Below are 24,242 nucleotides of genomic sequence, written 5' to 3' on the forward strand. Positions count from 1 at the left end.
CATGCAGGCCATCCTTTGGGCGGCTTTCGGTCGGCGTACCGAAGACCGCCAGACCGGCTGGCTGACCCGCGTGACCCAGGCCTTGCGCGTGCGGCACCGGCGCATCCGGGCGCGCCGGGTGCTGGCGCGGATCGATCCCCGCACCCTGCGTGATGCGGGGATCGATCCTGTCGCCGCGCATTACGAAGCCACGCGACCCTTCTGGATCGCGGAACGGCGTCTCAGGGATCTCTGAAACAGGGATCGCCGATGACCGGCGGCCGCGTGTCACGCCGCGGCCGCCGAATCCCGTTCGTCATCATCAACATGCAGGAGTGATTTCATGTCGACCGCAGACGTCGGGTTCGCATCCACCGCCATCCCCGCGACAGCATCGGGTTGGACGCTGCGCCTTGAAGAAGGCCGGTCGCTGCTCCGGCTGGCTCTGCCGATTGCGCTGATCGCCCTGGTCAACATGGGCATGAGCGTGACCGACACGCTGATGGTGTCGTGGCTGTTCGGCGCCGAGGCGTTGGCCGCGGTGGCGGTCGGCAGCGACCTCTATTCCATCATCTTCTATTTCTGTGCCGGAACGCTCGGCGGTCTGGCGCCCTTCTATACGGCGGCGGTCACGCGGGCCGATTCGGTTTCCCGCGCCAAGCTCGAGCGCACCGGCTGGATCATGGTCGCCCTGCTGGCGCTCCTGTCGCTTCCGGCGGTCTGGTTCGCGCCGGCCTGGCTGGAGTATCTCGGTCTCGGGCGCGGCCTGCTCGATGAGGGTACGGGATACACACGCAGCATGGCGCTGACGCTCATCCCCATGCTGGGCGTCACGCTCTACCGCACGGTCCTCACGGCGGCGGAGAAGCCGAAGGTCTTTCTCAATGTCACGATGGTGATGCTGCCGCTGAATGCGGTCGCCAATTATGTGCTGATGATGGGCGCAGGACCGATTCCCGCCTTCGGCCCGACCGGCGCGGGCCTGTCTACCCTGCTGGTCGCAGCCGCAACCCTTGCGGCGCTGCTGTTCGTGGCGCGGCGGGCCACCGCCACTGCGGCGATGCCGGCGGCAGCCCCGGCCGGCGCAGCGGTCGAGCACCATGGCCTGGGTGCCGTGCTGCGCGTCGGCCTTCCCATCGGCGTGACGATGCTGACCGAGACCGGCATCTTCCTGGCGGTGACACTCTATGCGGCGGCGCTCAGCGCGGCCGATGTCGCGGCCCATACGCTGACGCTTCGGCTGTCGGGCATCCTCTATGCCGGATCGGCAGCCATGCTTCAGGCCGCCATGGTGCGCATGGCGCGGGCGGCGACACTGGAGGATGCGGCGATTGCCCGGGCGGTCGTAACCAGCAGCCTTCTCATATCGCTGACGGCTGGCGCGGCGCTGTTCGCATTGATGGCTGTCAGCGCAGAACCGCTGGCTGTCTGGTTCTTCGATTCCAGTGCTGCGGGGATTGCCGCGGCCAAGGTTGCGGTGGGTCTTCTGCTCCTGCTCGGGTTGCTGGAACTGATCGTCTATCCCGGGCTGGCGGCACTGGGGCTGCTGCGCGGCCGCAAGGATACCGCCGCGACGATGACGTTCAAGCTCGTCTCCTACTGGGTGATCGGCGCACCGCTCGGCATCTGGCTTTGCGAGATTCAGAACCTGGGCGTGACCGGGCTGTGGATCGGCCTGGTCACGGGAGCCGCGCTCACCACGCTGCTGACGATGTGGCGCCTCTTCACCCGCCACTAGCAGCGGGCGCGCGGCCGCGGATCACTCCGCGGCCACCGCCTCGCGCTGCGCGGCCAGCACACGTTCGGTCGGCCGCGTGTTCATGAACAGCTGCATCACGCCGGCGGCGGCACCGATGCCGGCGGCCAGCTGCCAGGCCAGCGTGTAGGAGCCCAGCGCGTCATAGATCACGCCGCCGGCCCAGGCGCCCAGGAAGCTGCCTACCTGGTGGCTGAAAAAGGCGATGCCGGTCAGCGTGGCGAGATAACGGATGCCGAAGATCTGCGCCACCAGGCCGTTGACCAGCGGAATCACGCCCAGCCACAGCGTGCCCATCACGGCGGCGAAGACCAGCGTGGAGGCGCTGCTGACCGGCATCATGAAATACAGCGCGATGGCCACCGAACGCGCGATGTAGATCAGGCCCAGCAGCATCGGCTTGTGATAGCGGTCGCCCAGCCAGCCGAACAGCCACGAGCCGAACACGTTGAAGGCGCCGATCACCGCCAGGGCCTGCGCGCCCAGCATCGGGTCGGCGCCGCAATCGGCCAGGAAGGTGGGCAGGTGGGTGGTAAGGAACACCAGCTGCAGGCCGCAGACGAAAAAGGCCGCGGCCATCACGATATAGCCGCCATGGCGCCGCGCCTCGGCCAGCGTGCTGCGCATCGTTTCGGCCTGACCGCCGGCAGGGCCGCCGACCGGCACCTTGTCGGCGCGGCCGCCCATCAGGGCCGCCGGCAGCATCGCGGCGGCCAAAGCCACGAAGGCAAACATCGCCATCTGCCAGCCGCTCGACTGGATCACGCCCTGGGCCAGCGGCGCGCAGAAGAAGGTGCCGATGGACCCGGCCGCCGAGACCAGGCCGAAGGCCAGGCTGCGCCGTTCCGGCCGCACCACCTTGGCGGCGATCTTGGCGGCGATGCCCGAGGTGGTGCAGGCCAGCGCCACGCCGATCATGGCGCCCGAGCTTAGCGTGATCATCCAGGCGGCATCGGCATAGGCGGTGATGATCAGGGCGGCGGCATAGAGCAGGCCGCCGAACAGCGCGATGAAGCGTGTGCCGAAGCGGTCGACCAGCGCGCCGGCAAAAGGCTGCGCGATGCCCCAGACGATATTCTGCACCGCCAGCGCGAAGGCGAAATCGGCGGCCGAGATGCCGATGTCGCGGGTGATCGGCTGCATGAACAGGCCAAGGCTCTGGCGCATGCCCATGGCCAGCGACAGCATGATGGCGGCGCCGGACAGGATCGACACGCTCTGCCACTGGCTGAGCGAATCGTGATGGAAGGGAATACGGGGCGAAAGGCTGCGGGTGGCCATGGCGGGCGGCTCTTATGTTTTTGTCTCGGGACGGCCTGACGGACAGGCAGCCCGGATGATGGGGCCGGCACCGGCTTTAGTCCAGAGGAAGTAATGTACCGGTGCAATTCGTGGCCGGGTCCTCTTGCCAGCCGGCCGGCTTGGTGCTGTGCTGGGTGCAGCTTTCCCAGCCATAAAAACCAACGCACCAAAAGGTAACCGCCATGAGCAAGGACCTCCTCAAGGAGATGCAGGCCTATCGCGAGGAACTCACCGCGATCCGCCACGACATCCACAAGCATCCGGAAACCGCCTTCGAGGAGAATCGCACGGCCGACATCGTGGCGGCCAGGCTCACCGAATGGGGCATCCCGATCCATCGCGGCTTGGGGAAAACCGGCGTGGTCGGCACCCTGAAAGGCAAACGCCAGGGCCAGCGGGCGATTGCCCTGCGCGCCGACATGGATGCGCTGAACCTGCAGGAAAAGAACAGTTTCGCGCATAAATCCGTGCATGACGGCAAGATGCATGCCTGCGGCCATGACGGCCACACCACCATGCTGCTCGGCGCGGCCAAGCATCTGGCGCAGAATCCAGATTTCGCCGGCACGCTGCATTTCATTTTCCAGCCGGCCGAGGAGGGCGAGGCCGGCGCGCGGGTGATGATCGAGGACGGCCTGTTCGAGAAATTTCCCTGCGATGCCGTCTATGGCATGCACAACATGCCCGGTCTGCCGACCGGCCATTTCGCCATCCGGCCGGGCCCGATGATGGCGGCGTCGGATACCTGGACCGTGAAATTCCGTGGCACCGGCGGCCATGGCGCGATGCCGCAGATGGGCACCGACCCGACCCAGCCGGCGGCGAATTTCATCACCGCCACCCAGGGCATCATCGGCCGCAATGTGTCGCCACAGAATGCTGCCGTGATCAGCGTGGGGCATGTCGCGGCTGGCGCCTATGGCTCACCCAACGTGATTCCTTCCGAAGTCCTGATCCGCGGCACGGCGCGCAGCTACACGCCGGCCGACCGCGACCTGCTGGAACGGCGCCTGGCCGAGGTGGCGCAGGGCATCGCCCAGGCCCATGGCTGCAGCGTGGAATATCACTACCTGCGCCGCTATCCGCCGCTGGTGAACGCGCCCGAGCAGACCGCGCTGGCGCTGCGGGCTGCGGCGCTGACCGTGGGCGAGGCGAAGACCGATGGCGATGTCGAGAAGCTGACCGGTGCCGAGGATTTCGCCTTCATGCTGGAGCAGAAGCCCGGCGCCTATATCCTGGTCGGCAACGGCGGCAGCATCGAGGATGGCTCCTGCCATTACGTGCACACGCCGCATTACGATTTCAACGACCAGATCCTCGTCACCGGCGCGGCCTATTGGGTCAACCTGGTGAACGTGGAATTGGGCGACGCCGCCTGACGCTGGCGTTTTGCATGGGCGATGCGCGGTATTGATCCGCGCATCGCATCATGTCATCGGATCCTTTAATGCAGGACCCGGTCGGCCAGCGGATAAAGCTCGCGATCCTCGCGTTCGATCCGAGCCCGCAGGGTGGAAAAGATCGCCCGTGCTTCCTTGAGGAAGTCGCCGGTGTCTTTCTGCAGCAGCGCCGCCGAACGCCAGCGTTTCCAGAAATCCATGTACGATCCGTACAGGTTCCCCATCTCGGCCTTGTAATGCGTTGCCATGCGCACGAGGTCGGCATGGCCCGAAGCCAGCAGGTTCGGATACAGCGTATTGTCTTCGACCGACAGGTGGGTTGAAAGCCGCGCGGTGAATTCCGACAGCAGGCGGGTCGTGTCATGGGCCCATGTGTCGCCGGCTGGATTGTGCAACTGGTTGACGACCTTGTTGAACAGCGCATCAAGCTCGCTGTGATGCTGGCGATAGCGGTCGGTGGCGGCCATGGGAAGCTCCGTTTCCTGTCATGTTGAGACGGAGCATCAGATAAGGCGTGCGGCTATAAGATGCAAGTAATATGCATCTTATAGCTCTAGGGCAAACTGTCGCATGCCGTCCCGGCTCAATGCCCCAGCTTGGCGTAACGGTCGCGCACGGCATCGGCCAGGGCGGTGTCGCGGCCAATACTGCCATGCCCCGTGCTGCCATGATGGCCGTCGGCCTTTGCCCGGGTGGATTTGGGATGGGCGCGCAGCGGCCGCAGCAGCAGGCCTTCCGGCCGGTCCTCGATGCTGAATTCGGTGCCGGCGCGCCAGTGATGGCTGCCGATCAGTTCGGCGGGCAGAACCAGCCTGCCCTGTTTGTCCAGACGAATGGTGGCCATGATCGCCTCGCAGCAGGAGAAAGCATGCGCAGGCAACGGCAGCCGGCCGGGGAAGGCGCGACCAGTGAAACGCCTAATGCTTTGGCAGACAAGAGGGTGAGAGTGCCAGTCGAAGCCACCACCTGTTGCGGTTTGCCCGGAATCAGGGCTGGCGCGGTGCGGTGCTGCCTGCCTTTTCGGCAAAGGCGGCCCGGGAAATCCCCAGGGCCTTGATGCGCGAGGCCAGCGTGGTGGGTTTCACGCCCAGCAGGGCTGCGGCCCCATCGGCGCCGAACAGCTTGCCGCCACAGGCCGCCAGGGCGGCTCGGATATTGGCGCGGTCGCGTTCGCGTCGTTCCTCGTCGGTCAGCAGCCCGCCATTGGCATCGGTCATGGCCGGCGCCGGCCGTAGCAGTGACTCTGCCTCCGGCAGCTCGATACGCAAACGCCCGTCGCGCGCCAGGATGGCGGCGCGCTCGATCACGTTTTCCAGTTCACGCACATTGCCCGGCCAGTCGTAATGGCTGAGCCGGCGTGCGTCGCCTTCGGTCAGGCGCAGGCCGCCGGTCTTCAGCTTGCGACTGGCGCCGCGCAGGAAATGCGCCGCCAGCAGCGGAATGTCCTCGCGCCGCTCGCGCAGGCTGACCGATTCGATCGGCACCACGTTGAGGCGGAAATACAGGTCCTCGCGGAACCGGCCCAGCCGCACTTCCGATTTCAGGTCGCGGTTGGTGGCGGCGATCACGCGCACATCCACATGGCGCGTGCGCTCCTCGCCCACGCGCTCGAACTGGCCTTCCTGCAGCACGCGCAACAGCTTGCCCTGCAGCTCCAGTGGAATCTCGCCGACCTCGTCGAGGAACAGCGTGCCGCCATCGGCCAACTCGAAACGGCCGATGCGGTCGCGCAAGGCCCCCGTGAAGGCGCCGCGCACATGGCCAAAAAATTCGCTCTCGAACAGTTCGCGTGGGATCGCCGCGCAGTTGACGCGGATCAGCGGGCGGTCGCTGCGTTTGCTCGCCTCGTGGATGGCACGCGCGATCAGCTCCTTGCCGGTACCGCTCTCGCCGGTCACCAGAACGGTGGCGTCGGTGGGCGCCACCAGCTCCACCTGGCGCAGGATGTTCTGGATCGCCGCCGACTTGCCGATGATGCCGCGATGATTGCTCTCGGCGCGGATTTCCTCCTGCAGATAGGCGTTTTCCAGCTCCAGCTTCTGCCGCAGGTTTTCCACTTCATCCAGCGCCGCGCGCAGCTTGTCGTCGGCCTCGCGTTTCAGGCTCACGTCGCGGAATACCACCACCGCGCCCACCAGTGCGCCGCGGTCGCGGATCGGCGTCGAAGTGTACTCGACCCAGAAGGGCGTGCCGTCGCGGCGCCAGAACACCTCGTTGTCCACGGTGTGCACATGGCCGTCGCGGAAGGCGCCGTAGATCGGGCAGTCGTGGCCGTGGTAATGCGAGCCGTCGGCATGGCTGTGATGCACCATCGAATGGATGTCCTTGCCGACCAGCTCGTCGGCGCTCCAGCCCAGCATACGTTCGGCGGCCGGATTGACGAACGTCGTCTTGCCCTCGGCATTCACGCCATAGATGCCTTCGCCGGCCGCGCGCAGGATCAGCTGGTTTTCGCGTTCGATGTCGCGGAAAAACCGCTCCACGCGCTGCCATTCCGCCAGGCCGCCGCGCACGTAATGATCGGCCTCGTCGTCGACGGTATGGCGCTGCAGCTCCTCCAGGTCCTGCGCGATCAGCAGCAGGCGCGGCGGTTGACCCGGTGGTTGGTCTGCCGCGCTTTCCAGCGGCGCGCCGACATATTCCACCTTCACCTCGCGCCCGCCGGCATGGCGCGGGCTTAAGCTGCGGGTCCAGTAGCGGCCCTTGGCGGCCACAGCCTCGGTGAAGACGATCAGCGCCGGCCGCTGGCCCGGATGCAGTTCGGTCATCTTCAGGGCGCACAAGGCGGCGCGGTCATAGCCGAGCAGGCGGCAGGCGGCCGGATTGGCGTCGATGATGCGATCCTGCGCCGGGTCGACGGCCAGCATGGCCTGGGGATTGGCCTCGAAGGCGCGGCCGAAATCGGCGGTGTCGCGGTCCATGGCAGGGTCCGAGTGTTCTACGATTTATCGTAATCATGACTACGATAAATCGTATATTACGAATAATCGTAGTGTAGCCCGCCCAGCAAAGCCTTGGCAATCGTGGTTTTTGCCGCCATGGCACGCTCCTTGCTGATTTCCGCTTGAGGCAACCGCAACAGGAGAGGCAGGCAGCATGTCACTGTTCAAGAACCCGTTCGATCACCAGAGCGATCTTTCCGCCTGTCCCTGCGGCGCCCATCGCTCGCTGGCCGAGCACAATGCCGAATTCGCCATGCTGCAGCGCCAGCAGCAGCTCGAAGTGGCCGCCGACGAGGAAAAGCGCCTGACCAACGCGGTCGACCAGGCCGTGGTGCGCGCCCTGATTCCTGACGACATGACCCGCCGCCGCGTGCTGCATGCCATCGGCGCCGGCACGCTGCTGGCCGCCATCGAGCAGGTCTTCCCGCTGGCCACCGCGCGCGAGGTCTTCGCCCAGGGCAAGGCCGGCGCCATCGAGAAGAAGGACCTCAAGGTCGGCTTCATCCCGATCACCTGCGCCACGCCGATCATCATGGCCCATCCGATGGGCTTCTATTCCAAGCACGGCCTGAATGTGGAAGTGATCAAGACCGCCGGCTGGGCGGTGGTGCGCGACAAGGCGCTGAACAAGGAATACGACGCCGCCCACATGCTCTCGCCCATGCCGCTGGCGATCACCACCGGCACCGGCTCGAACCCGATCCCCTACACCATGCCGGCGGTGGAGAACATCAACGGTCAGGCGATCACCCTGGCGATGAAGCACAAGGACAAGCGCGATCCGAAGCAGTGGAAGGGCTTCAAGTTCGGCGTGCCCTTCGACTATTCGATGCACAATTACCTGCTGCGCTACTATCTCGCCGAACACGGCATCGACCCGGATGCCGACGTGCAGATCCGCGCCGTGCCGCCGCCGGAAATGGTGGCCAACCTGCGCGCCGACAACCTCGACGGCTTCCTCGCGCCCGATCCGGTGAACCAGCGCGCGGTCTATGACGGCGTCGGCTTCATCCACATCCTGTCCAAGGAAATCTGGGACGGCCATCCCTGCTGCGCCTTCGCCGCTAGCCAGGAATTCGTCACCACCATGCCCAATACCTACCAGGCGCTGCTGAAGGCGATCATCGAGGCGACCGCCTATGCCACCAAGGCGGAAAACCGCAAGCAGATCGCTGAAGCCATCGCGCCGGCCAACTACCTGAACCAGCCGGTGACGGTGGTCGAGCAGGTGCTGACTGGCACCTTCGCCGACGGCCTGGGCAAGGTGCAGAAGGTGCCCGACCGCATCGATTTCGCGCCCTTCCCCTGGCACAGCTTCGCCGTCTGGATCCTGACCCAGATGAAGCGCTGGGGCCAGCTCAAGGGCGAGGTCAACTACAGGCAGGTGGCCGAACAGGTCTTCCTCGCCACCGACGCGGCCAAGCTGATGAAGGAAGTCGGCCTCACGCCGCCGAGCACCACCTATGCGCCGGTCAAGGTGATGGGCAAGACCTTCGATCCGGCCAAGCCGGACGAATACATCGCCTCGTTCAAGATCAAGCGCGCGTAAGGCAAAGGGGTATTTCCGGATGAAGATGTCCTTCCGCGTCCGCGCCGCCATCCTGTCGGTTGCCCTGCTGGTCGCCTTCCTGCTGGCCTGGCAACTCGCCACCATGGGCGGCGGTGCGGCGCAGGACATCGATCCGGAATACGCCAAGCTGATGGGCCAGACGGCAGTGGCAGGCAAATCCGCCATGCCGGGCCCGCTCGAGGTGGGCGCCAAGCTCTGGGCGCATGTCGCCGATCCTTTCTACTACAAGGGACCGAACGACCAGGGCATCGGCACCCAGCTCGCCTATTCGATCCTGCGCGTCGGCATCGGCTTCGGTCTGGCCGTGCTGGTCGCTGTGCCGCTCGGTTTCCTGATCGGCCTGTCGCCGATCTTCCGCCAGGCGCTCGATCCCTTCATCCAGCTGATGCGGCCGGTCTCGCCGCTCGCCTGGATGCCGCTGGCCCTCTACACGATCAAGGACAGCGACATCTCGGCGGTGTTCGTCATCTTCATCTGTTCGATCTGGCCCATGCTGGTGAACACGGCCTTCGCGGTGGCCAGCGTGCGCAAGGAATGGCTGAACGTGGCGCGCACGCTGGAAGTCGGCACCTTCCGCAAGATCTTCCGCGTCATCCTGCCGGCGGCGGCGCCCACCATCCTCACCGGCATGCGCATCTCGGTGTCGATCGCCTGGCTGGTGATCGTGGCGGCCGAGATGCTGGTCGGCGGCACTGGCATCGGCTACTTCGTGTGGAACGAATGGAACAACCTGTCGATCGCCAATGTGATCAACGCCATCCTCTTCATCGGCGTGATCGGCATGCTGCTCGATCAGTTGCTCGGTTTCCTCACCCGCCTCGTCACCTACCCGGAGTGAGGATATCCGCATGAGCCAGCATTTCATTTCAGTCGAAGCGCTCAAGCGTCAGTTCCCCGGCACCGACAAGGCGGTGTTCGAAGACCTGTGGTTCGGCGTCGAGAAGGGCGAATTCGTCTGCATCATCGGCCATTCCGGTTGCGGCAAGACCACCGTGCTCAACATCCTGGCCGGCCTCGACCGGCCCAGCGACGGCGCCATCATCTTCGATGGCAAGGCCGTGGAAGGCCCCAGCCTGGACCGCGCCGTGGTGTTCCAGGGCCATGCCCTGATGCCGTGGATGAGCGTGCTCGACAATGTGCTGTTTGCCGTGCAGTCGCGCTGGCCCGACTGGTCGAAGGCCAAGGCGGCGGAGCATGCGCGCAAATACATCGCCATGGTCGGCCTGGCCGGTGCGGAAACCAAACGCCCGGCGCAGCTTTCCGGCGGCATGAAACAGCGCGTCGGCATTGCCCGCGCGCTGTCCATCGAACCCAAGACGCTGCTGATGGACGAGCCCTTCTCGGCGCTCGATGCACTCACGCGTGGCACCCTGCAGGATGAAGTGTTGCGCCTGCGCTCCGCCACCAATCTCACCGTCTTCATGATCACCCATGACGTGGACGAGGCCATGCTGCTGGCCGATCGCATCGTGCTGATGACCAACGGCCCGGGCGCCCGGATCGCCGAGATCCTGGTCAACACCCTGCCGCGTGACCGCAGCCGCGAAACCCTGCACCAGCTGCCGGACTACTATCCGATCCGCAACCACCTGCTGGATTTTCTGGTCCGCCGTTCCAAGGCTTTCACGCCGCCGGCCGGCTGGGATGCCCGCAAGCCGCCGCATGTCTATGCCGCCGCGCCCAAGGCCGGCCTGGGCGGCGCGGCCGCCGAATAACCATGTCCGTCGTCACCCGAGCCACAGGAGAAACATCGTGAAACGCGAGTCCGTCACCGAGAAGATTCTCGACATCAAGCGGATGAAAGGCTGGAGCTGGAAGGAGATCACCAAGAAGATCGATTCCAAGCAGTCGCCGATCTTCCTCACCGCCGGGCTGCTCGGCCAGATGAAGCTCACGCCGCAGCAGGCCGCCAAGGCCGCCAAGCTGTTCGGCCTGGGCAAGATGGAAGAGAAGCTGCTGGCCGAAACGCCCTATCGCGGTTCGCTGCCCCCGGGCCCGCCGACCGATCCGCTGATCTATCGCTTCCACGAACTGGTGCAGGTCTACGGCACCACCTGGAAGGAACTGATCCAGGAGGAGTTCGGCGACGGCATCATGTCGGCGATCGATTTCAACATGACGATGGAGCGCCTGCCCGATCCCAAGGGCGACCGCGTGAAGATCGTCATGACCGGCAAGTTCCTCGACTACAAGCGCTACTGAGACCCGGCGGTTCGCCGCCGCGTATCATCGCAGCCTATGCCGTCCGGTTCATGCCGGACGGCATCTGTTTTTATGCGTTTCGCCGCCGCGTCCTGAAGGGCCTGCTCGCGAACCGTGCGCGATGGGTGAGTCTGTTTCCGCAAAAGTTTTCTTGGCACGGATCATGCTTGCTTTTGAGTCATGGTGCCGCCTCGGGCGGCTACCCAAAAGCGATAAATGAGGTGCCGCATGCCTGCTTCCGCCCAGACCTCGCCCCAAGCACATATCACCCGCAATCTCGCGATTCTCGATTTCGTCGGGTTTGCCGCCACCCGCCTCTACGAGGAGCGGCAGTTGCGCGATGAGGCTCCGGCCGCCGAAAAAGCCATCGCCTATGCCATCGCCATCGGTCATCTGGCCAACAACCTGCAGCGCGAGCGCGGCTCCAGCGCCTTGTTCATCGGCAGCAGGGGGCGCGAATTCCGCGAGCAGCTGCTGGCGGCACGCGGCGCGATGGACCAGAGCGCGGATGCGGTGCGCCAGGCCGTTGCGGATTGTCGTTCCCATGCATTGCTGGCGCCGCTGGTCGCCGCCGGCGACGAGCTGGGCCGTCTGCTCGATCAGGCCTGCCGGGCGCGGCCGGCCATCGACAATCTGGATTTCACCACCCAGCAATCCTTCGCCAACTGGACCACGCCGATCCGCCATGGCCTGGAAAGCGTGCGCGGCATCGGCTACCTGCTCAACAACATGACACTGGCGCGTGGCCTGGATGCCTTCCTCGCCCTGCTCGAAGGGCTGGAAAAGTCGGCGCAGGAACGCGCCACCGGATCGGGCGCGCTGGCCGCCGGTCGGTTCGATCTGCCGGTCTTCCAGCGCTTCATGAGCTTAGGGTTCCTGCAGGAAGCCGACTTCGCCGTGTTCAGGTCGCATGCGACCGCCGGTCAGGCGGCGTTTTTCGACGCCCTGCGCGAGGAACCGGTCTTCGCCGCCGTGCAGGGCCTGCGCGGCACGATCTACGACGGCTTCGCCCATGGCTCCACCGGCGGCATCGCCGCGCCGCACTGGTTCCAGGTCACCACCCAGCGCATCGAACAGATCAACCGCGCGCGCGACCGGGTCGCTGCCGATCTGCGCGAGGATTGCGCGCGGCTGCTGGCGCAGCCGAGGGACCGCTTCGCGGGCATCTTCGCGGCCTGCCTGACGCTCGGCCTGCCCCTGGTCGCCATGGCTGGACTGCTGCTTGGCGGCGGCCGTCGCTTTGGCGCCCTGCGCGATGCCTATCGTGTCTGGCGCAGCGAGGCTCGCGCGCGGCGCAAATCCTCGCGCGAACGCCAGGTGTTGCGCGATGGCGAAAGGCTCAAGCTGGCGGAACGCGAGGCGCGCGAAAAGGTGGCCGCGGCCGAGATCACCGAACTGGTCAACCGGGTCATCGCCGGCGATCTGGCTGGCCGCCTGGCACAGGATGGCAAAGAAGGCTTCTTCCTGGATGTCAGCCGCCAGCTCAACCGCCTGACCGGAATGCTGCAGGGCATGACCGGGGAACTGGCCGAAGTGACCGAGGCGTTGGGGCAGGGCGATACCAGCCGGCAGGTGACCGGCGATTATGCGGGCATTTTTGGACAGTTGAAGGACAGCGCCAACCGCATGGCGGCGATGCTGCGCGATGTTTCGCGGCGCTTAAGCGACAGCACGGCGATGGTTGAATCGGCGGCAGCTGAGATTTCCACCGGCAGCCTGGATCTGGCCCAGCGCAGCGAAAGCCAGGCGGCGGCTTTGGAGGAAACCGCCGCGACGATGCAGCAGATCACCACGACAGTGAAGCAGAATGCCGATAATGCCGCCCGCGCCGATGGCCTGGGCAGCGCCGCGCGCGACAAGGCCGCAGCCAGCGGCGCCGTCGTGCAGGGCGTGGTCGACGCGATGGGCAAGATCGAGGCCAGCGCCAACCGCATCGGCGACATCGTCGCGGTGATGAACGAGATCGCCTTCCAGACCAACCTGCTGGCGTTGAACGCCTCTGTCGAGGCGGCGCGCGCGGGCGAGGCCGGCAAGGGTTTCGCCGTGGTGGCGCATGAGGTGCGGGCGCTCGCACAGCGTTCCGCCAATGCAGCGAAGGAAATCAAAGGGCTGATCGAGGCCTCCAACGGCCATGTGCGCGAGGGATCCGCTCTGGTCGGTCGTGCCGGCGATGCCCTGAACGAAGTCAATCAGGCGATCCGGGGCGTGACCGACATCATCGGCGAAATCGCCGCCGCCTCGCGCGAACAGGCCACCGGGCTCGAGCAGGTGAACATGGCAGTGGCACAGATGGACCAGGCGACCCAGCGCAATGCGGCGCTGGTGGAGGAAACCACCGCCTCGGCGCAGGCGCTGGCCCAGCAGGCACGTGAACTGGCCGACCTGGTCGGATTTTTCAAGAAGGCGGAAACGGCGATGCCGGCAGTACAAACCCGGATGCAGGCCCAGGTCGCAAGCCGGGTCGAAGCCCGGGCGGCCTGATCACGGTCCGGTCACTCGATGACGCTGCCAAGCACGTCCAGCACTTCGCCGCTGGAGCGGCGCAGCAGGATGATGTCGATGCCGACCACCAGCCGCTCGGTATCGGGCCGTGCCGGCGGCAGCTCACGCAGCAGTGGACCGGGCAGGCGGTGCAGACTGGCCACCACGTTCGCCGGCAGCAGGTCGCCTTTGCGGGGCGCTTTCGCGATTCCCTCCGGCAGGCCGCGCTGGAATTTTGCCGCCCGTGAGGCGCGGCTCTGCTTCTCCCGCACCCTCTGGAAATAATCCGGGATCAGCCAGCGCTCGGTGCTGTTGAAGGCGATGCGGTCGTCGATTTCGACGGCAGGCTGTGCCGCCGGCCCCTGCGGTGTGCTGAAGGCCGGTGGCAGCGTTGGTGCGGGTGGCGGCGGAGCCAGGTTGACCTGCTGGCCAAATGCCGCATCGGTCGCCAACAGGCTCATCAGTATAACGGCGGCCGCAAGGCCGGAACGGGAAGCGGGCGGCATCCGCATATTCAGGCTGGCACAGCCGCGGCGGTGGCTTCCTTGGCGGCCTGTTCGCGCAAGATGTCGGCCTTGCTGCGTTTCACGCTGTCCGATTTCAGCTGGCCGCAGGCAGCCATGATGTCGCGGCCGCGCGGGGTGCGCACCGGCGAGGAATAGCCGGCATTGAACACGATATCGCTGAACTTGCGGATCGCCTCGTCGCTGGAACATTCATAGGGCGCGCCGGGCCAGGGATTGAACGGGATCAGGTTCACCTTGGCCGGGATGCCTTTCAGCAGCCGCACCAGTTCCTTGGCGTCGGCAGGCGTGTCATTCACGCCTTTCAGCATCACATATTCAAACGTGATGCGGCGCGCGTTGCTCAGGCCGGGATAGGCGGCGCAGGCGGCCAGCAGGTCCTTGATCGGGTATTTCTTGTTGATCGGTACGATCACGTCGCGGATATCGTCGCGCACGGCATGCAGGCTGATGGCGAGGTTTACGCCCAGCTCGGCCCCGCAGCGTGCGATCATCGGCACCACGCCGGCGGTGGAGAGCGTGATGCGGCGCTTGGAAATCGCGATACCCTCGTTGTCCATCACGATCTTCAGCGCCTTCGACACATTGTCAAAGTTATAAAGCGGCTCGCCCATGCCCATCATCACGATGTTGGACAGCATGCGGCCGTCCTTGGGCGAGGGCCATTCCTCCAGGTGGTCGCGCGCCAGCATCACCTGGCCGACGATCTCGCCGGCGTCCAGGTTGCGCACCAGCTTCATCGTTCCGGTATGGCAGAATTTGCAGGTCAGCGTGCAGCCGACCTGGCTGGACACGCACAGCGCGCCCCGGTCGTCTTCCGGGATATGCACGCATTCGGCTTCCTGGCCGTCGGCAAATTTCAACAGCCATTTGCGCGTGCCGTCCACGCTTTTCAGGTCGCGGCTGGCCTGCGGCCGACCCACCGTGAAGCGACCGGCCAGGCGCTCGCGCATGTCCTTCGCCAGCGTGGTCATCTCGGCGAAATCGCGGCTGCCGCGATAATAGATCCAGTGCCAGAGCTGGCTGGCGCGCATCTTGGCCGCCTTCTCCGGTTCGCCGGCGGCCACCAGGGCGGCGGCGATTTCAGACCGCGTCAGACCAAGTAGGTCTTGGCGGCCATCGGCAGCCGCTGCGGGAGCATCCGCGCGGGCCGCGATATCCGGAACGATGGCGGTCGCTTGGCTGGTCATGGCGTCAGGAGGTGGCCGCCATGGCGCAGGCCTTGTCGATGGCCTGCAGGGCGGCGGTAAAGCCATTCAGGTCATAGGTGTCGGTGGTCTTGGTGCCGCGCGTCGACTCGCCTTTGACCACCAGGGTCCTGCCCTTGCGCAGGGCCTCGACCAGTTTTTGGTCGGTGGCGGCATCGGCGGCCCAGGCCGCTTCCTGGTGCGTAAACATCTCGATGGTGGCGCTGCCGATCACGGCCTGCGCAGCCACCTGTTCCTTCAGCGGGTAACCGAAATAGATGCTCACTTCGTTGCGGATCTTCTCCTTCGGCTTGTGCGTCACCAGGATGTAGATCTCGCCCCGCTTGGCCGTCGCCGGTTCCTTCTTTTCCGGCTGGGCATGCAGGTAGCAGAGCTTGGCGCCCTTGTCGGTATGCTCATAGGCATCCCAGCCCGAGAAGCTGCCGATGCGCTTGGTTTCGCTCTTGGCTGCGCTCTGTGTCTTCTGCGGCTTCTGCTGGGCCCGTGCATCGTCGTGGCCGGCCGGCAGAAAAAGGAGGAGCGAGGCGAGCAGCGGAGCTGCCAGTCGATAAGCCTTGTTGTCGGTCATGGCGGCGAACATAGCGGTGGTGTCGGGGGATTTCCACCCGATTTCATGGCAACATCATGGCAGATATGCGGCCAAGACCTTAAATCATTGGCTGCCTTGCGTTATCGGCCCGCTTCGCGCAGCATGACGGCATGGATCGGGAGGGGATGGATCGCGACAGGCAGGCGACGCTGATGCAGGCAGTGGCCCAGCGCGGCGACCGTGCCGCCTTTGCCACGCTGTATGACCATTTCGCGCCGCGACTGAAGGCCTACATGATGCGCCTCGGCGCGGCGGAAGACGTGGCCGAGGAACTGGCGCAGGAAAGCCTGATTTCCGCCTGGCGGCGTGCCGCCACATTCGATCCGGTGCAGGCCTCTGTCGCCACATGGCTGTTCACCATCGCGCGCAACAAGCGCATCGACCGCTTGCGGCGCGAGAAACGCCCCGAGATCGATCCCAACGATCCCGCCCTGATGCCCGATGATGTGCCCGCGCCCGACAGCGGCGTCGATCAGGCGCAAACCGAGGCGCGCCTGCGTCGCGCCATGAACAGCCTGCCGGCCGACCAGACCCATCTGCTGCAGCTCGCGTTTTTCGGCGACCTGTCCCATCGCGCCATCGCAGAGCGCGAAAATCTGCCACTGGGCACGGTCAAATCGCGAATCCGTCTCGCGCTCGCCCGGCTGCGGGCACAGCTTGACGGGGAAGGAAACGACGGCTGATCGGCCTTAAGCGATATTTCCATGCGGAACGATTCGCCGACAGGTTGCAAGTCATTGTAATAAAATGGAAATTGCCTGACTGTCGAGTCACGCTTCATCTCATCGATTCGCCATATCACCACATTGTTATCTTAAGTGACTGCCGGTCTCCCGCTTCCCTTCGCCGATGACCGTATCCTGCTCAATCTGGCTGCCTATTGGTCGGCCAGGCGGGTCGAGGATGCGCTGCCTCTACGCAGCATGATCGATCCGCTCGACATGCCGCGCCGTCTGCTGCCTTTCCTGTCGCTGGCCGAGCCAACCGGCGATGAGCATGTGATGCGTTTTCGCCTGGTCGGCACCGAACTGGTGCAGCGGTTTAACCGCGATGCCACTGGCAAGACCACCGCTGAGGTTTACAGCGGCGCCTACCGCCATCACATGGAACAGCTTTACGCCACCGTGATCGCAAAGGCACAGCCGCTGTATGTCGAAAGCACCCAGCGCTGGGCGGAGGAGGGCATGAGCCGCGTGCGCCGCCTGCTGCTGCCGGTGGCTGGCGATAGCGATCCTCGGCGTGTCGCCTTCGTGCTCGGCGCCGTGACCTGGAGCGTCTCGGGCGCGCCGGCCAACCAGCCCAAGCCACGCCTCATTCCGATCCAGGCGCTGGAGAAGGGCGTGCTGCAGGCCACCTTCCGCGGCATGCTCGACACGCTCTAGTCTGCTGCGGCCCCGGCGCCTGTTCCGGCTTCTGTCGTGGCATCGGATCGTTCGGCCTGCCAGCGCGCACGCAAGATGTCAGACGTGACGCCTGTGCCGTCGGGCCGCCAGCCCGGCGGTCCGAACAGATAGCCCATCGCCTCTCTCAGCGATCCGGCCTTGCGCAAATCGCGGCCGATATCGACCCATTCATGGAAGGCGATGCGCAGCGGGTTGAAGCTGCCGAGATTCTTCACGATGCCATAGCGGCAGGGCTCGGCATCGTCTTCCGGCGCGAAGCTGCCGAACAGCTTGTCCCAGATGATGAAGATGCCGGCATAGTTGCGGTCCAGGTAGCGCGGGTTGGTGGCGTGATGCACGCGGTGATGCGAGGGCGTGTTGAACACCGCCTCGAACCAACGCGGCAGGCGGCGGACCTGCTCGGTGTGGATCCAGAACTGGTAAACCAGGCTGATGCCCTTCTGGAATACGATCAGCGCGGGCGGAAAGCCGACCAGCGCCAGCGGCAGCCACAGCGCCCAGGTGAAGACCAGGTTGCCCGTCCAGTGCTGCCGCAAAGCCGTCGAGAGATTGTAATGCTGCGACGAATGGTGGTTCACATGTGCCGCCCACCAGATGCGATGCTCATGGCTCAGGCGGTGAAACCAGTAATAGACCAGGTCCTCGGCGAATAGCAGCGCGAGCCAGGTCCAGATCGTGACGGGCAGGTCGAACAGCCGCCATTCATACGTGGCTTGCAGGCTCCACCAGATCACGCCGGCGAACAGCACGGCCTGCACCAGGTTCACCAGGCCCATGGTCAGTGACGCCGCCGTGTCGCGCAGTTCGTAGGCCGGATGTTTGCGCAGGCGCGCGACCAGGATTTCCAGGGCGGCCAGCCCGACGAAGGCCGGAATGGCCAGGATCACCGGATCGGGTAGCCGGAGCGCCAGCTCGCTCATGCCGGCATCTCCGTCACGCGCCGGCGCCAGTCTTCCGCTGTCTCCTGATCCAGCCGCAGCGCAAAATCGGGATGCGTGAAGGCCCGCGTGCGGATCGCCAGCACCGCGCTGCCGTCATCCTGCGGCGTCAGCGTCACGGTTGCGATCTCGTCGCGTTGCAGTTTGCGGACGGCCAGCTTCGCGCCGCTGGCGAACACGATGGCGAGATGACCATGGCCATCATGGGCGATGGCGCAGTCGCCGTTGCGGGACACGGCAATGTCTGCGGCGGCGAATCCGGTTTCGGCGGCGGCCAGCAGGGCGGCGGCATCGTCGCGGCCGGAAACCAGCGCGCGGCGGTTGCCGCCGGTCAGCCAGACCAGCAGCAGGATCAGCGCAATGCCGGCCAGCGGCACGGTGGGGTCCAGCGGCAGGGCCATGGCCGCAGTATTGGCGGCTTTATGTGCAGCAGCAAGGTGTTATTGGCGGCGGCTCTCTTGGCAAGCGGGGCCGCCGCCCTTACCTTGTGCGCCATGACCAACGATACCGATGCTTGGCTGGAGCGCCGCCGACTGGCGCGCCGTCTCAACTGGTGGCGCCTTGTCGCCGTGCTTGCGGTCGTCGCGGCCGCGCTCGGCGCGCTGTACTGGATCGATCCCGGCAACGTGATCCGCCGCCATCAGGCCCATGTTGCGCGTCTGGAGATCAACGGCGTGATCGCCGAGAACGACTGGTGGATGGAAAAGCTGCACGAGGCCGCCACCGACGACCGCGTGAAAGCGGTGATCATCCATATCAACAGCCCGGGCGGCAGCACCTATGGCGGCGAAGCGCTGTTCCAGGCGATCCGCAAGGTTTCCGAGCATAAGCCGGTAGTCTCGGTGATCGGCACGCTGGGCGCTTCTGCGGGTTACATGATAGCCATTGCCGGCGACCAGGTGCTGGCGCGCGAAACCTCGCTGACCGGCTCGATCGGTGTGCTGTTCCAGACCGCCGAATTTTCCAAGCTGATGGAAAAGATCGGGGTGAGCGCCGAAACCATCGTTTCGGGCCCCCTGAAGGACCAGCCCAACCCGACCCGGCCCATGAGCCCGGAGGGTCGGGCCCAGATCCAGCGCATGGTGCAGGAAACACACACTTGGTTTGTGAAACTTGTGGCCGAACGCCGGAATCTGCCGGTTGAAACCGTGGCCGTGCTGGCTGACGGCCGGGTCTATTCCGGCCGGGCGGCGCTGGAAAACCGGCTGATCGACGGTCTCGGCGGCCTGGCCGAGGCCCGCGACTGGCTGGCCCGGAATCGGGGAATCGCCCCTGAATTGCCCCTCCACGACATCCCTTCCGAGCCCCCCACGGGCTGGCTGGACGGGGTCGGCGCCGGGGCGCTGGCGACCCTGTTTGGAAAAAGCCTTTTCTCCGAACGGCTTAAGCTTGACGGGCTGGTCTCCCTTTGGCACCCTGAGTAGAGAACGAGGGGGCCCCGCCACCGCTGCGCAGGGAAACGCCGATGATCAAGTCCGAACTCATCAACCGTCTGGCCGAACGTAACCAGCATCTGACGCAACGCGATATCGAGCGGATCGTCGGCACAATTTTCGATGAAATCGCCAATGCGCTCTCGCGCGGCGACCGTGTCGAATTGCGCGGTTTCGGGGCTTTTTCCGTAAAGCGCCGACCGGCACGCACCGGTCGCAATCCGCGCACCGGCGCCGCCGTCGAGGTGCAGGAGAAATTCGTGCCCTTCTTCAAGACGGGCAAGGAGCTGCGCCAGAAACTCAACCTGTCGGGCGACCAGAACTCGGATTCCGACGAGTAAATATCTGAAGGGGCTGCCATGCGCTTTCTGCGCGTCCTGTTCGCTGCCCTGCTGCTGATCGTTCTGGTGGTCTTCGCGGTATCCAATCGGCAGGCTGTCACCGTCAGCCTCGAACCGCTGCCTTTCATCCTCGACCTGCCGCTCTACCTGCTGGTCTTCCTGGTTTTTCTGGCCGGGCTGGTCTTCGGCGCCATTCTCGGCCGCCTCAATGCCTGGACGGCGGCGCGCCGCAAGCGCCAGCGCGATGCGCAGAAGGCTGCCGCACACCAGGCCACGGGCCCGGCCGAACAGCCGGCCGGTACGCTGCCGTCCGTGCCGCCGCCGGCGGTCTAAGGCGGTCGCGATGCGCAGCATAGAAGCCGCTGCCGTTCATGCGGCTCTGCCTTACGGCAGACTGGTTCAGCATCTGCGCAATGCATTCCGCAACGAAGGCGGGCAGGTGCCGTTGCGCAGTCACTTCCATGTCGACGATCCGGCCGGCGGTGCCGGCGGCACCCTGCTGGTGATGCCGGCCTGGATACCCGGCGGCCATATCGGCATCAAGGCGGTCAGCGTCTATCCCGACAACGCGAAGCTCGGCCTGCCATCGGTCACCGGCTCGTATCTTCTGCTCGACGCGAAAACCGGCACGCCGAAAGCGATCATCGACGGCGTGGCGCTCACCCTGCGCCGCACGGCCTGCGCCTCGGCGCTCGCCGCCGATTATCTGGCGCGCCGCGATGCGAAGCAGTTCCTCATGGTCGGCGCCGGTTCATTGGCGCCGCATCTGATCCGCGCCCATCATGCCGTGCGGCGCTACAAACGGATCGAGATCTGGAACCGCAACCGCTTCCGTGCCGAGGCGGTGGCGGAAAAACTCGGCGACCTCAACGTATCGGTCGCGGTGGTCGAGGATCTGGAAAACGCCGTGCGCACGGCCGACACGATTTCCTGCGCCACGCTCAGCCGCGAACCGCTGGTGCGCGGCGAATGGCTGCGGCCGGGCACCCATGTCGATCTGGTCGGCGGCTTCACGCCCGAGATGCGCGAGGCCGACGACGCAGCATTGCAGCGCGCCGCGGTCTGGGTCGATACCCGCACCGGCGCGCTGAAGGAAGCCGGCGATCTGGTGGTGCCGATGAAACACGGCCTGCTGACGCCGGAACAGGTGCGCGGCGATCTGTTCGATCTGTGCCGCACCGATGCCTTCGCGCGCAAAGGCGACGACGAGATCACGCTGTTCAAATCGGTCGGCACCGCGCTGGAAGATCTCGCCGCGGCCGAGCTGGTGGCCGAAAGCGTGCAGCCATGAAGACCGTCGTTGTTGGCGGCGGCATTGTCGGGCTCTGCGCGGCCTGGGCGCTGCGGCGTGCCGGCGCCGATGTCAGCGTGGTGGAACAGGGCGTGCTGCCCAATCCGCTTGGTTCCTCGGTCGACCAGCACCGCCTGATCCGCTATCCCTACGGCGCGCAGCGCGGCTATCTGCGCATGGTGCGCGAGGCCTATCACGGCTGGGAAAGGCTGTGGGGCGATCTGAAGATGCGGCTTTATGCCGAGACCGGCACGCTGATCCTGAGCGGCGCGGGCGATGGCTGGGCCAAGGAATCCGTTGTCGCGCTGGCGGCGGAAGAGATCGAGCACCTCGCCTTTGACGCCGAGACCGTGACCGGCCGCTGGCCCATGCTGGTGGGCGACGGACTGGATGATGCCTATTACTGCCCCTCGGGCGGTGTGCTGTTCGCGCAATCCATCATCGCGGCCTTAAGCGGCCATCTGCGCGAACGCGGCGTGCCGATGCTGACCGGCAGGACCGTCGCGGCGCTGGATGCCGAGGCCGGCAGCCTGACGCTCGCCGACGGCAACACGCTGCGTGCCGACCGTATCCTGGTAGCCGCCGGGCCGTGGACCGGCCGGCTGCTGCCCGATCTGGCGCCGGTATCGCGTCCGTCGCGCCAGACCGTTGTCTATCTGCAGCCGCCGGCGGAATTCGTGGCTGCCTGGCATGCCGCGCCGATGCTGCTCGAAATCGGCGCCGCGAAGGGCTTCTACTTGGTGCCGCCGCGCGTCACGCGCGATGGCATGCGCACCGGGCTGAAGATCAGCGACCATCGTTTTGGTCCCACCGCCGATCCGGATGGCAACCGCGATCCGTCATCGGCCGAGATCGACGCCATCCTGGATAACGCGCGCCATCGCATCGCCGGGCTGGAAGGCTACCGCGTGCTGCAGGGCAAAACCTGCTTCTACGATGTCGAACCGGAGGAACGACTCCAGTTCCGTCGCCTCGGTGCGCGCGGCTATGCGCTGTGCGGCACCTCTGGCCACGGCTTCAAATTCGGGCCGGCGCTGGGCGAAAGGATCGCCGCCGTGCTGCAGGAGAAGGCGGAGTTTGAAGCGGCGGCGCGCTGGGCTGCCGGTCACATCATCGAGGTTCCCGCTGCCGCATCCGACAGCAGCGGGTAACGGCGCGGCTGGAAAAGCTGGTAGTGCCACCATTCATTGCGGTAGAAGTCCCACCCGGCGGCGGTCATGATGCCGAGCAGCAGGGCGCGGTTGCGCTGCTGCGCGGGCGTGACGTCGAGGTTGCCGTGGAAGGCCAGCGGCGTGAAGGCATCGAAATCGGTGCCCATGTCCAGCGCGCGGCCATCCGTGCCGACCAGCGTGACATCCACCGCCGCGCCGCGCGAATGGGGCGAGCCCTTGCGCGGATCGGCCAGGAAATTCGGATCGGGATTATGGTTCCACAAAGCCCAGGCTGCCTCGGTGGGGCGGAAGGCATCGAAGACTTTCAGCCGCAGGTCCATCTGCGCGGCAAGCCGGATGGCGCTGCGCAGCAGGCCGGCGGCTTCGGCGTTCAGGAAACAGGCCGGGCGTCGGTAGATCGGTTTGCCGGTGATGTTGTCGGCGCTGGCATAGCGCATGTCGATCAGCACCGGATAATCGGGGCCGGCGATCTCGACCAGGCCGGCATGATGGGGGGAAGGCACGGTCATGCCTTCTCCTACCATTGCGGATCGCGCCCGTGAAGCTGCTCGCCATCGATACCGCGCTGGATGCCTGCTCGGCCGCCATCCTGGATGGCGACAAGGTGCTGGCCCGTGTGGTTTCGCCCGGCGGCAAGGGCAATGCCGAACGCCTGCTGCCGGTGCTGGAACAGGCACGCGCCGCCGCCGGCATCGAGCTGAAGCAGCTCGATGCCATTGCCGCCACCATCGGCCCCGGGTCGTTTACCGGCATCCGCACCGCGCTGGCCACCGCCCGCGCGCTCGGCCTGGCGCTGAACCGGCCCGTGCATGGCGTCACCACCACACAGGCGCTGGCCATCGCCGCCGCGCAACCCGGGCGGCATACCGTCGCCGTGATCGATGCGCGACGCGGCGAGGTTTACATGCAGGCTTTCGCGGCAGCCGAAGCCGGCCTGGGCGCGGCGCTGGACGAACCGCGGATATTGCCCATCGCCGCCGCCGTCGCGGCCCTGCCTGTCGGCGCCACGCTATTGGTTGGCAGCGGTGCGGCCCTGCTGCAGCAGGCGGCCAACCGCGACGACCTCATTCTCTCGCCCGCCGAGTCCAATCCCGATCCGGTGATCGTGGCAAGGCTGGCACTGGCCCAGCCGCGACCGCAGCATGCGCCATCGCCGCTCTACATCCGTCCGCCCGATGCCGCCCTGCCGGCAGTGGCGCAGCCGCGCGCAAGCCTGAGCGTGGCCGTGCAACCCTGCGGCGTCGAGGCCGCCGACATCCTCGCGCCGCTGCATGAAGAAGCCTTCGCCGGCGTTGCGCGCGGCGAGGTCTGGAACGCGCAGAGTTTCCGCGAGCTGCTGGCCATGCCCGGCGCATTGTGCCTGCTGGCGCTGAGCGGCGACCAGCCGGTCGGCTTCCTGTTGCTGCGCATCGCCGCCGACGAGGCGGAAGTGATCACCCTGGGCGTCAAGCCGCGCCTGCGCCGCCTGGGCGTGGCCGAGACGCTGATGCGTGCCGGGCTGGCGCAGCTGGCCGAACGGGGCGTCGCGCGCTGCTTCCTGGAAGTGGCCGAGGATAATGCCGCCGCCCGTGCCCTCTATGCCGGGTTGGGTTTCGCGGCGGTGGGGCACCGGCGCGGCTATTATGCCGCCGGCGGCGATGCCGTGGTGATGCAGGTTTTACTGTCTTTTTCAGACAAATCACAAAAATAAGCCCGAATTCGTCACTGGATT

Annotated in this window: 26 protein-coding genes; 16 read left to right on the forward strand and 10 right to left on the reverse strand. The window is 65.9% G+C overall.

Going from position 1 to position 24,242, the window contains the following annotated elements:
- Position 1: 1 nt before the first annotated feature.
- Both ACK4FJ_RS07885 and ACK4FJ_RS07890 read left to right on the forward strand, forming a co-directional pair.
- Positions 2–235 (forward strand): DUF1127 domain-containing protein, encoded by a 234-nt coding sequence (locus ACK4FJ_RS07885; RefSeq protein WP_409765302.1) that lies wholly within the window; start codon positions 2–4, stop codon positions 233–235.
- Positions 236–322: 87 nt separating this feature from the next.
- Positions 323–1,717 (forward strand): MATE family efflux transporter, encoded by a 1,395-nt coding sequence (locus tag ACK4FJ_RS07890; RefSeq protein WP_409765303.1) that lies wholly within the window; start codon positions 323–325, stop codon positions 1,715–1,717.
- A 21-nt stretch (positions 1,718–1,738) separates the two neighbouring features.
- On the opposite strand, the gene ACK4FJ_RS07895 is transcribed toward ACK4FJ_RS07890, so the two are convergent.
- Positions 1,739–3,016, reverse strand: coding sequence for an MFS transporter (locus ACK4FJ_RS07895; RefSeq protein WP_409765304.1), 1,278 nt, complete (start codon positions 3,014–3,016; stop codon positions 1,739–1,741).
- Between the two features lie 203 nt (positions 3,017–3,219).
- Here ACK4FJ_RS07895 and ACK4FJ_RS07900 point away from each other — a divergent pair, with 203 nt between their 5' ends.
- Positions 3,220–4,416: a M20 aminoacylase family protein gene (locus tag ACK4FJ_RS07900; protein WP_409765305.1), complete on the forward strand. Its 1,197-nt coding sequence runs from the start codon at positions 3,220–3,222 to the stop codon at positions 4,414–4,416.
- Between the two features lie 65 nt (positions 4,417–4,481).
- On the opposite strand, the gene ACK4FJ_RS07905 is transcribed toward ACK4FJ_RS07900, so the two are convergent.
- The 3 genes from ACK4FJ_RS07905 to ACK4FJ_RS07915 all read right to left on the reverse strand — a co-directional run bounded on the left by ACK4FJ_RS07905 (position 4,482) and on the right by ACK4FJ_RS07915 (position 7,358).
- Positions 4,482–4,904, reverse strand: coding sequence for a hemerythrin domain-containing protein (locus ACK4FJ_RS07905; RefSeq protein WP_409765306.1), 423 nt, complete (start codon positions 4,902–4,904; stop codon positions 4,482–4,484).
- Between the two features lie 116 nt (positions 4,905–5,020).
- The gene (locus ACK4FJ_RS07910) at positions 5,021–5,281 is read right to left on the reverse strand and encodes an AbrB/MazE/SpoVT family DNA-binding domain-containing protein (protein ID WP_409765307.1); all 261 of its coding nucleotides are present in this window, start codon (positions 5,279–5,281) and stop codon (positions 5,021–5,023) included.
- Between the two features lie 142 nt (positions 5,282–5,423).
- The gene (locus tag ACK4FJ_RS07915; RefSeq protein ID WP_409765308.1) at positions 5,424–7,358 is read right to left on the reverse strand and encodes a sigma 54-interacting transcriptional regulator; all 1,935 of its coding nucleotides are present in this window, start codon (positions 7,356–7,358) and stop codon (positions 5,424–5,426) included.
- 175 nt (positions 7,359–7,533) lie between these two features.
- Here ACK4FJ_RS07915 and ACK4FJ_RS07920 point away from each other — a divergent pair, with 175 nt between their 5' ends.
- The 5 genes from ACK4FJ_RS07920 to ACK4FJ_RS07940 all read left to right on the forward strand — a co-directional run bounded on the left by ACK4FJ_RS07920 (position 7,534) and on the right by ACK4FJ_RS07940 (position 13,632).
- Entirely contained in the window at positions 7,534–8,928 is a 1,395-nt protein-coding gene (locus ACK4FJ_RS07920; RefSeq protein ID WP_409765309.1) for a CmpA/NrtA family ABC transporter substrate-binding protein, read from the forward strand.
- 25 nt (positions 8,929–8,953) lie between these two features.
- Positions 8,954–9,787, forward strand: coding sequence for a nitrate ABC transporter permease (gene ntrB / locus ACK4FJ_RS07925; protein WP_409765310.1), 834 nt, complete (start codon positions 8,954–8,956; stop codon positions 9,785–9,787).
- A 10-nt stretch (positions 9,788–9,797) separates the two neighbouring features.
- Complete coding sequence (locus ACK4FJ_RS07930) at positions 9,798–10,664, forward strand: ABC transporter ATP-binding protein (protein WP_409765311.1); 867 nt, start codon at positions 9,798–9,800, stop codon at positions 10,662–10,664.
- Between the two features lie 37 nt (positions 10,665–10,701).
- Positions 10,702–11,151 carry a cyanase gene (gene cynS / locus ACK4FJ_RS07935; RefSeq protein WP_409765312.1) on the forward strand — a complete coding sequence of 150 codons (450 nt, stop codon included), beginning with the start codon at positions 10,702–10,704 and terminating at the stop codon, positions 11,149–11,151.
- Positions 11,152–11,379: 228 nt separating this feature from the next.
- Complete coding sequence (locus ACK4FJ_RS07940) at positions 11,380–13,632, forward strand: methyl-accepting chemotaxis protein (protein WP_409765313.1); 2,253 nt, start codon at positions 11,380–11,382, stop codon at positions 13,630–13,632.
- Between the two features lie 11 nt (positions 13,633–13,643).
- On the opposite strand, the gene ACK4FJ_RS07945 is transcribed toward ACK4FJ_RS07940, so the two are convergent.
- From ACK4FJ_RS07945 to ACK4FJ_RS07955, 3 genes are read right to left on the reverse strand one after another with little or no spacing between them, the layout of a single operon-like run.
- On the reverse strand, positions 13,644–14,093 hold the full coding sequence (locus ACK4FJ_RS07945; RefSeq protein WP_409765314.1) for a hypothetical protein: 450 nt from the start codon (positions 14,091–14,093) through the stop codon (positions 13,644–13,646).
- Between the two features lie 53 nt (positions 14,094–14,146).
- Positions 14,147–15,346 carry a 23S rRNA (adenine(2503)-C(2))-methyltransferase RlmN gene (rlmN, locus tag ACK4FJ_RS07950; RefSeq protein ID WP_409765315.1) on the reverse strand — a complete coding sequence of 400 codons (1,200 nt, stop codon included), beginning with the start codon at positions 15,344–15,346 and terminating at the stop codon, positions 14,147–14,149.
- 4 nt (positions 15,347–15,350) lie between these two features.
- On the reverse strand, positions 15,351–15,932 hold the full coding sequence (locus ACK4FJ_RS07955) for an invasion associated locus B family protein (protein WP_409765316.1): 582 nt from the start codon (positions 15,930–15,932) through the stop codon (positions 15,351–15,353).
- 146 nt (positions 15,933–16,078) lie between these two features.
- Between ACK4FJ_RS07955 and ACK4FJ_RS07960 the strand changes: the two genes are divergently transcribed.
- Together ACK4FJ_RS07960 and ACK4FJ_RS07965 are read left to right on the forward strand one after the other, a co-directional pair.
- Positions 16,079–16,636 (forward strand): sigma-70 family RNA polymerase sigma factor, encoded by a 558-nt coding sequence (locus ACK4FJ_RS07960; protein WP_409765317.1) that lies wholly within the window; start codon positions 16,079–16,081, stop codon positions 16,634–16,636.
- Between the two features lie 135 nt (positions 16,637–16,771).
- Complete coding sequence (locus ACK4FJ_RS07965) at positions 16,772–17,335, forward strand: PAS domain-containing protein (protein ID WP_409765318.1); 564 nt, start codon at positions 16,772–16,774, stop codon at positions 17,333–17,335.
- Here the strand turns inward: ACK4FJ_RS07965 and ACK4FJ_RS07970 are convergent.
- Entirely contained in the window at positions 17,332–18,276 is a 945-nt protein-coding gene (locus ACK4FJ_RS07970; protein ID WP_409765319.1) for a sterol desaturase family protein, read from the reverse strand. The two genes, ACK4FJ_RS07965 and ACK4FJ_RS07970, sit on opposite strands and share 4 nt — an antisense overlap.
- Entirely contained in the window at positions 18,273–18,695 is a 423-nt protein-coding gene (locus ACK4FJ_RS07975) for a hypothetical protein (protein WP_409765320.1), read from the reverse strand. The genes ACK4FJ_RS07970 and ACK4FJ_RS07975 overlap by 4 nt, the downstream gene beginning before the upstream one ends.
- Before the next feature lie 93 nt (positions 18,696–18,788).
- Here ACK4FJ_RS07975 and sppA point away from each other — a divergent pair, with 93 nt between their 5' ends.
- From sppA to ACK4FJ_RS08000, 5 genes are read left to right on the forward strand one after another with little or no spacing between them, the layout of a single operon-like run.
- The gene (gene sppA / locus ACK4FJ_RS07980; protein WP_409765321.1) at positions 18,789–19,718 is read left to right on the forward strand and encodes a signal peptide peptidase SppA; all 930 of its coding nucleotides are present in this window, start codon (positions 18,789–18,791) and stop codon (positions 19,716–19,718) included.
- 41 nt (positions 19,719–19,759) lie between these two features.
- A complete protein-coding gene (ihfB, locus tag ACK4FJ_RS07985; protein WP_409765322.1) occupies positions 19,760–20,068 on the forward strand; it encodes an integration host factor subunit beta in 309 nt (102 codons plus the stop codon).
- Between the two features lie 18 nt (positions 20,069–20,086).
- Positions 20,087–20,401 (forward strand): lipopolysaccharide assembly protein LapA domain-containing protein, encoded by a 315-nt coding sequence (locus ACK4FJ_RS07990; RefSeq protein WP_409765323.1) that lies wholly within the window; start codon positions 20,087–20,089, stop codon positions 20,399–20,401.
- A 10-nt stretch (positions 20,402–20,411) separates the two neighbouring features.
- Positions 20,412–21,359 (forward strand): ornithine cyclodeaminase family protein, encoded by a 948-nt coding sequence (locus ACK4FJ_RS07995; RefSeq protein WP_409765324.1) that lies wholly within the window; start codon positions 20,412–20,414, stop codon positions 21,357–21,359.
- Complete coding sequence (locus ACK4FJ_RS08000) at positions 21,356–22,510, forward strand: FAD-dependent oxidoreductase (RefSeq protein WP_409765325.1); 1,155 nt, start codon at positions 21,356–21,358, stop codon at positions 22,508–22,510. The genes ACK4FJ_RS07995 and ACK4FJ_RS08000 overlap by 4 nt, the downstream gene beginning before the upstream one ends.
- On the opposite strand, the gene ddpX is transcribed toward ACK4FJ_RS08000, so the two are convergent.
- A complete protein-coding gene (ddpX, locus tag ACK4FJ_RS08005) occupies positions 22,465–23,040 on the reverse strand; it encodes a D-alanyl-D-alanine dipeptidase (RefSeq protein ID WP_409765326.1) in 576 nt (191 codons plus the stop codon). The two genes, ACK4FJ_RS08000 and ddpX, sit on opposite strands and share 46 nt — an antisense overlap.
- Positions 23,041–23,069: 29 nt before the next feature.
- Between ddpX and tsaB the strand changes: the two genes are divergently transcribed.
- A complete protein-coding gene (gene tsaB, locus ACK4FJ_RS08010) occupies positions 23,070–24,221 on the forward strand; it encodes a tRNA (adenosine(37)-N6)-threonylcarbamoyltransferase complex dimerization subunit type 1 TsaB (RefSeq protein WP_409765327.1) in 1,152 nt (383 codons plus the stop codon).
- Positions 24,222–24,242: the final 21 nt, after the last annotated feature.

The sequence above is a fragment of the Ferrovibrio sp. genome (assembly GCF_046297595.1).
Lineage (GTDB): Bacteria > Pseudomonadota > Alphaproteobacteria > Ferrovibrionales > Ferrovibrionaceae > Ferrovibrio.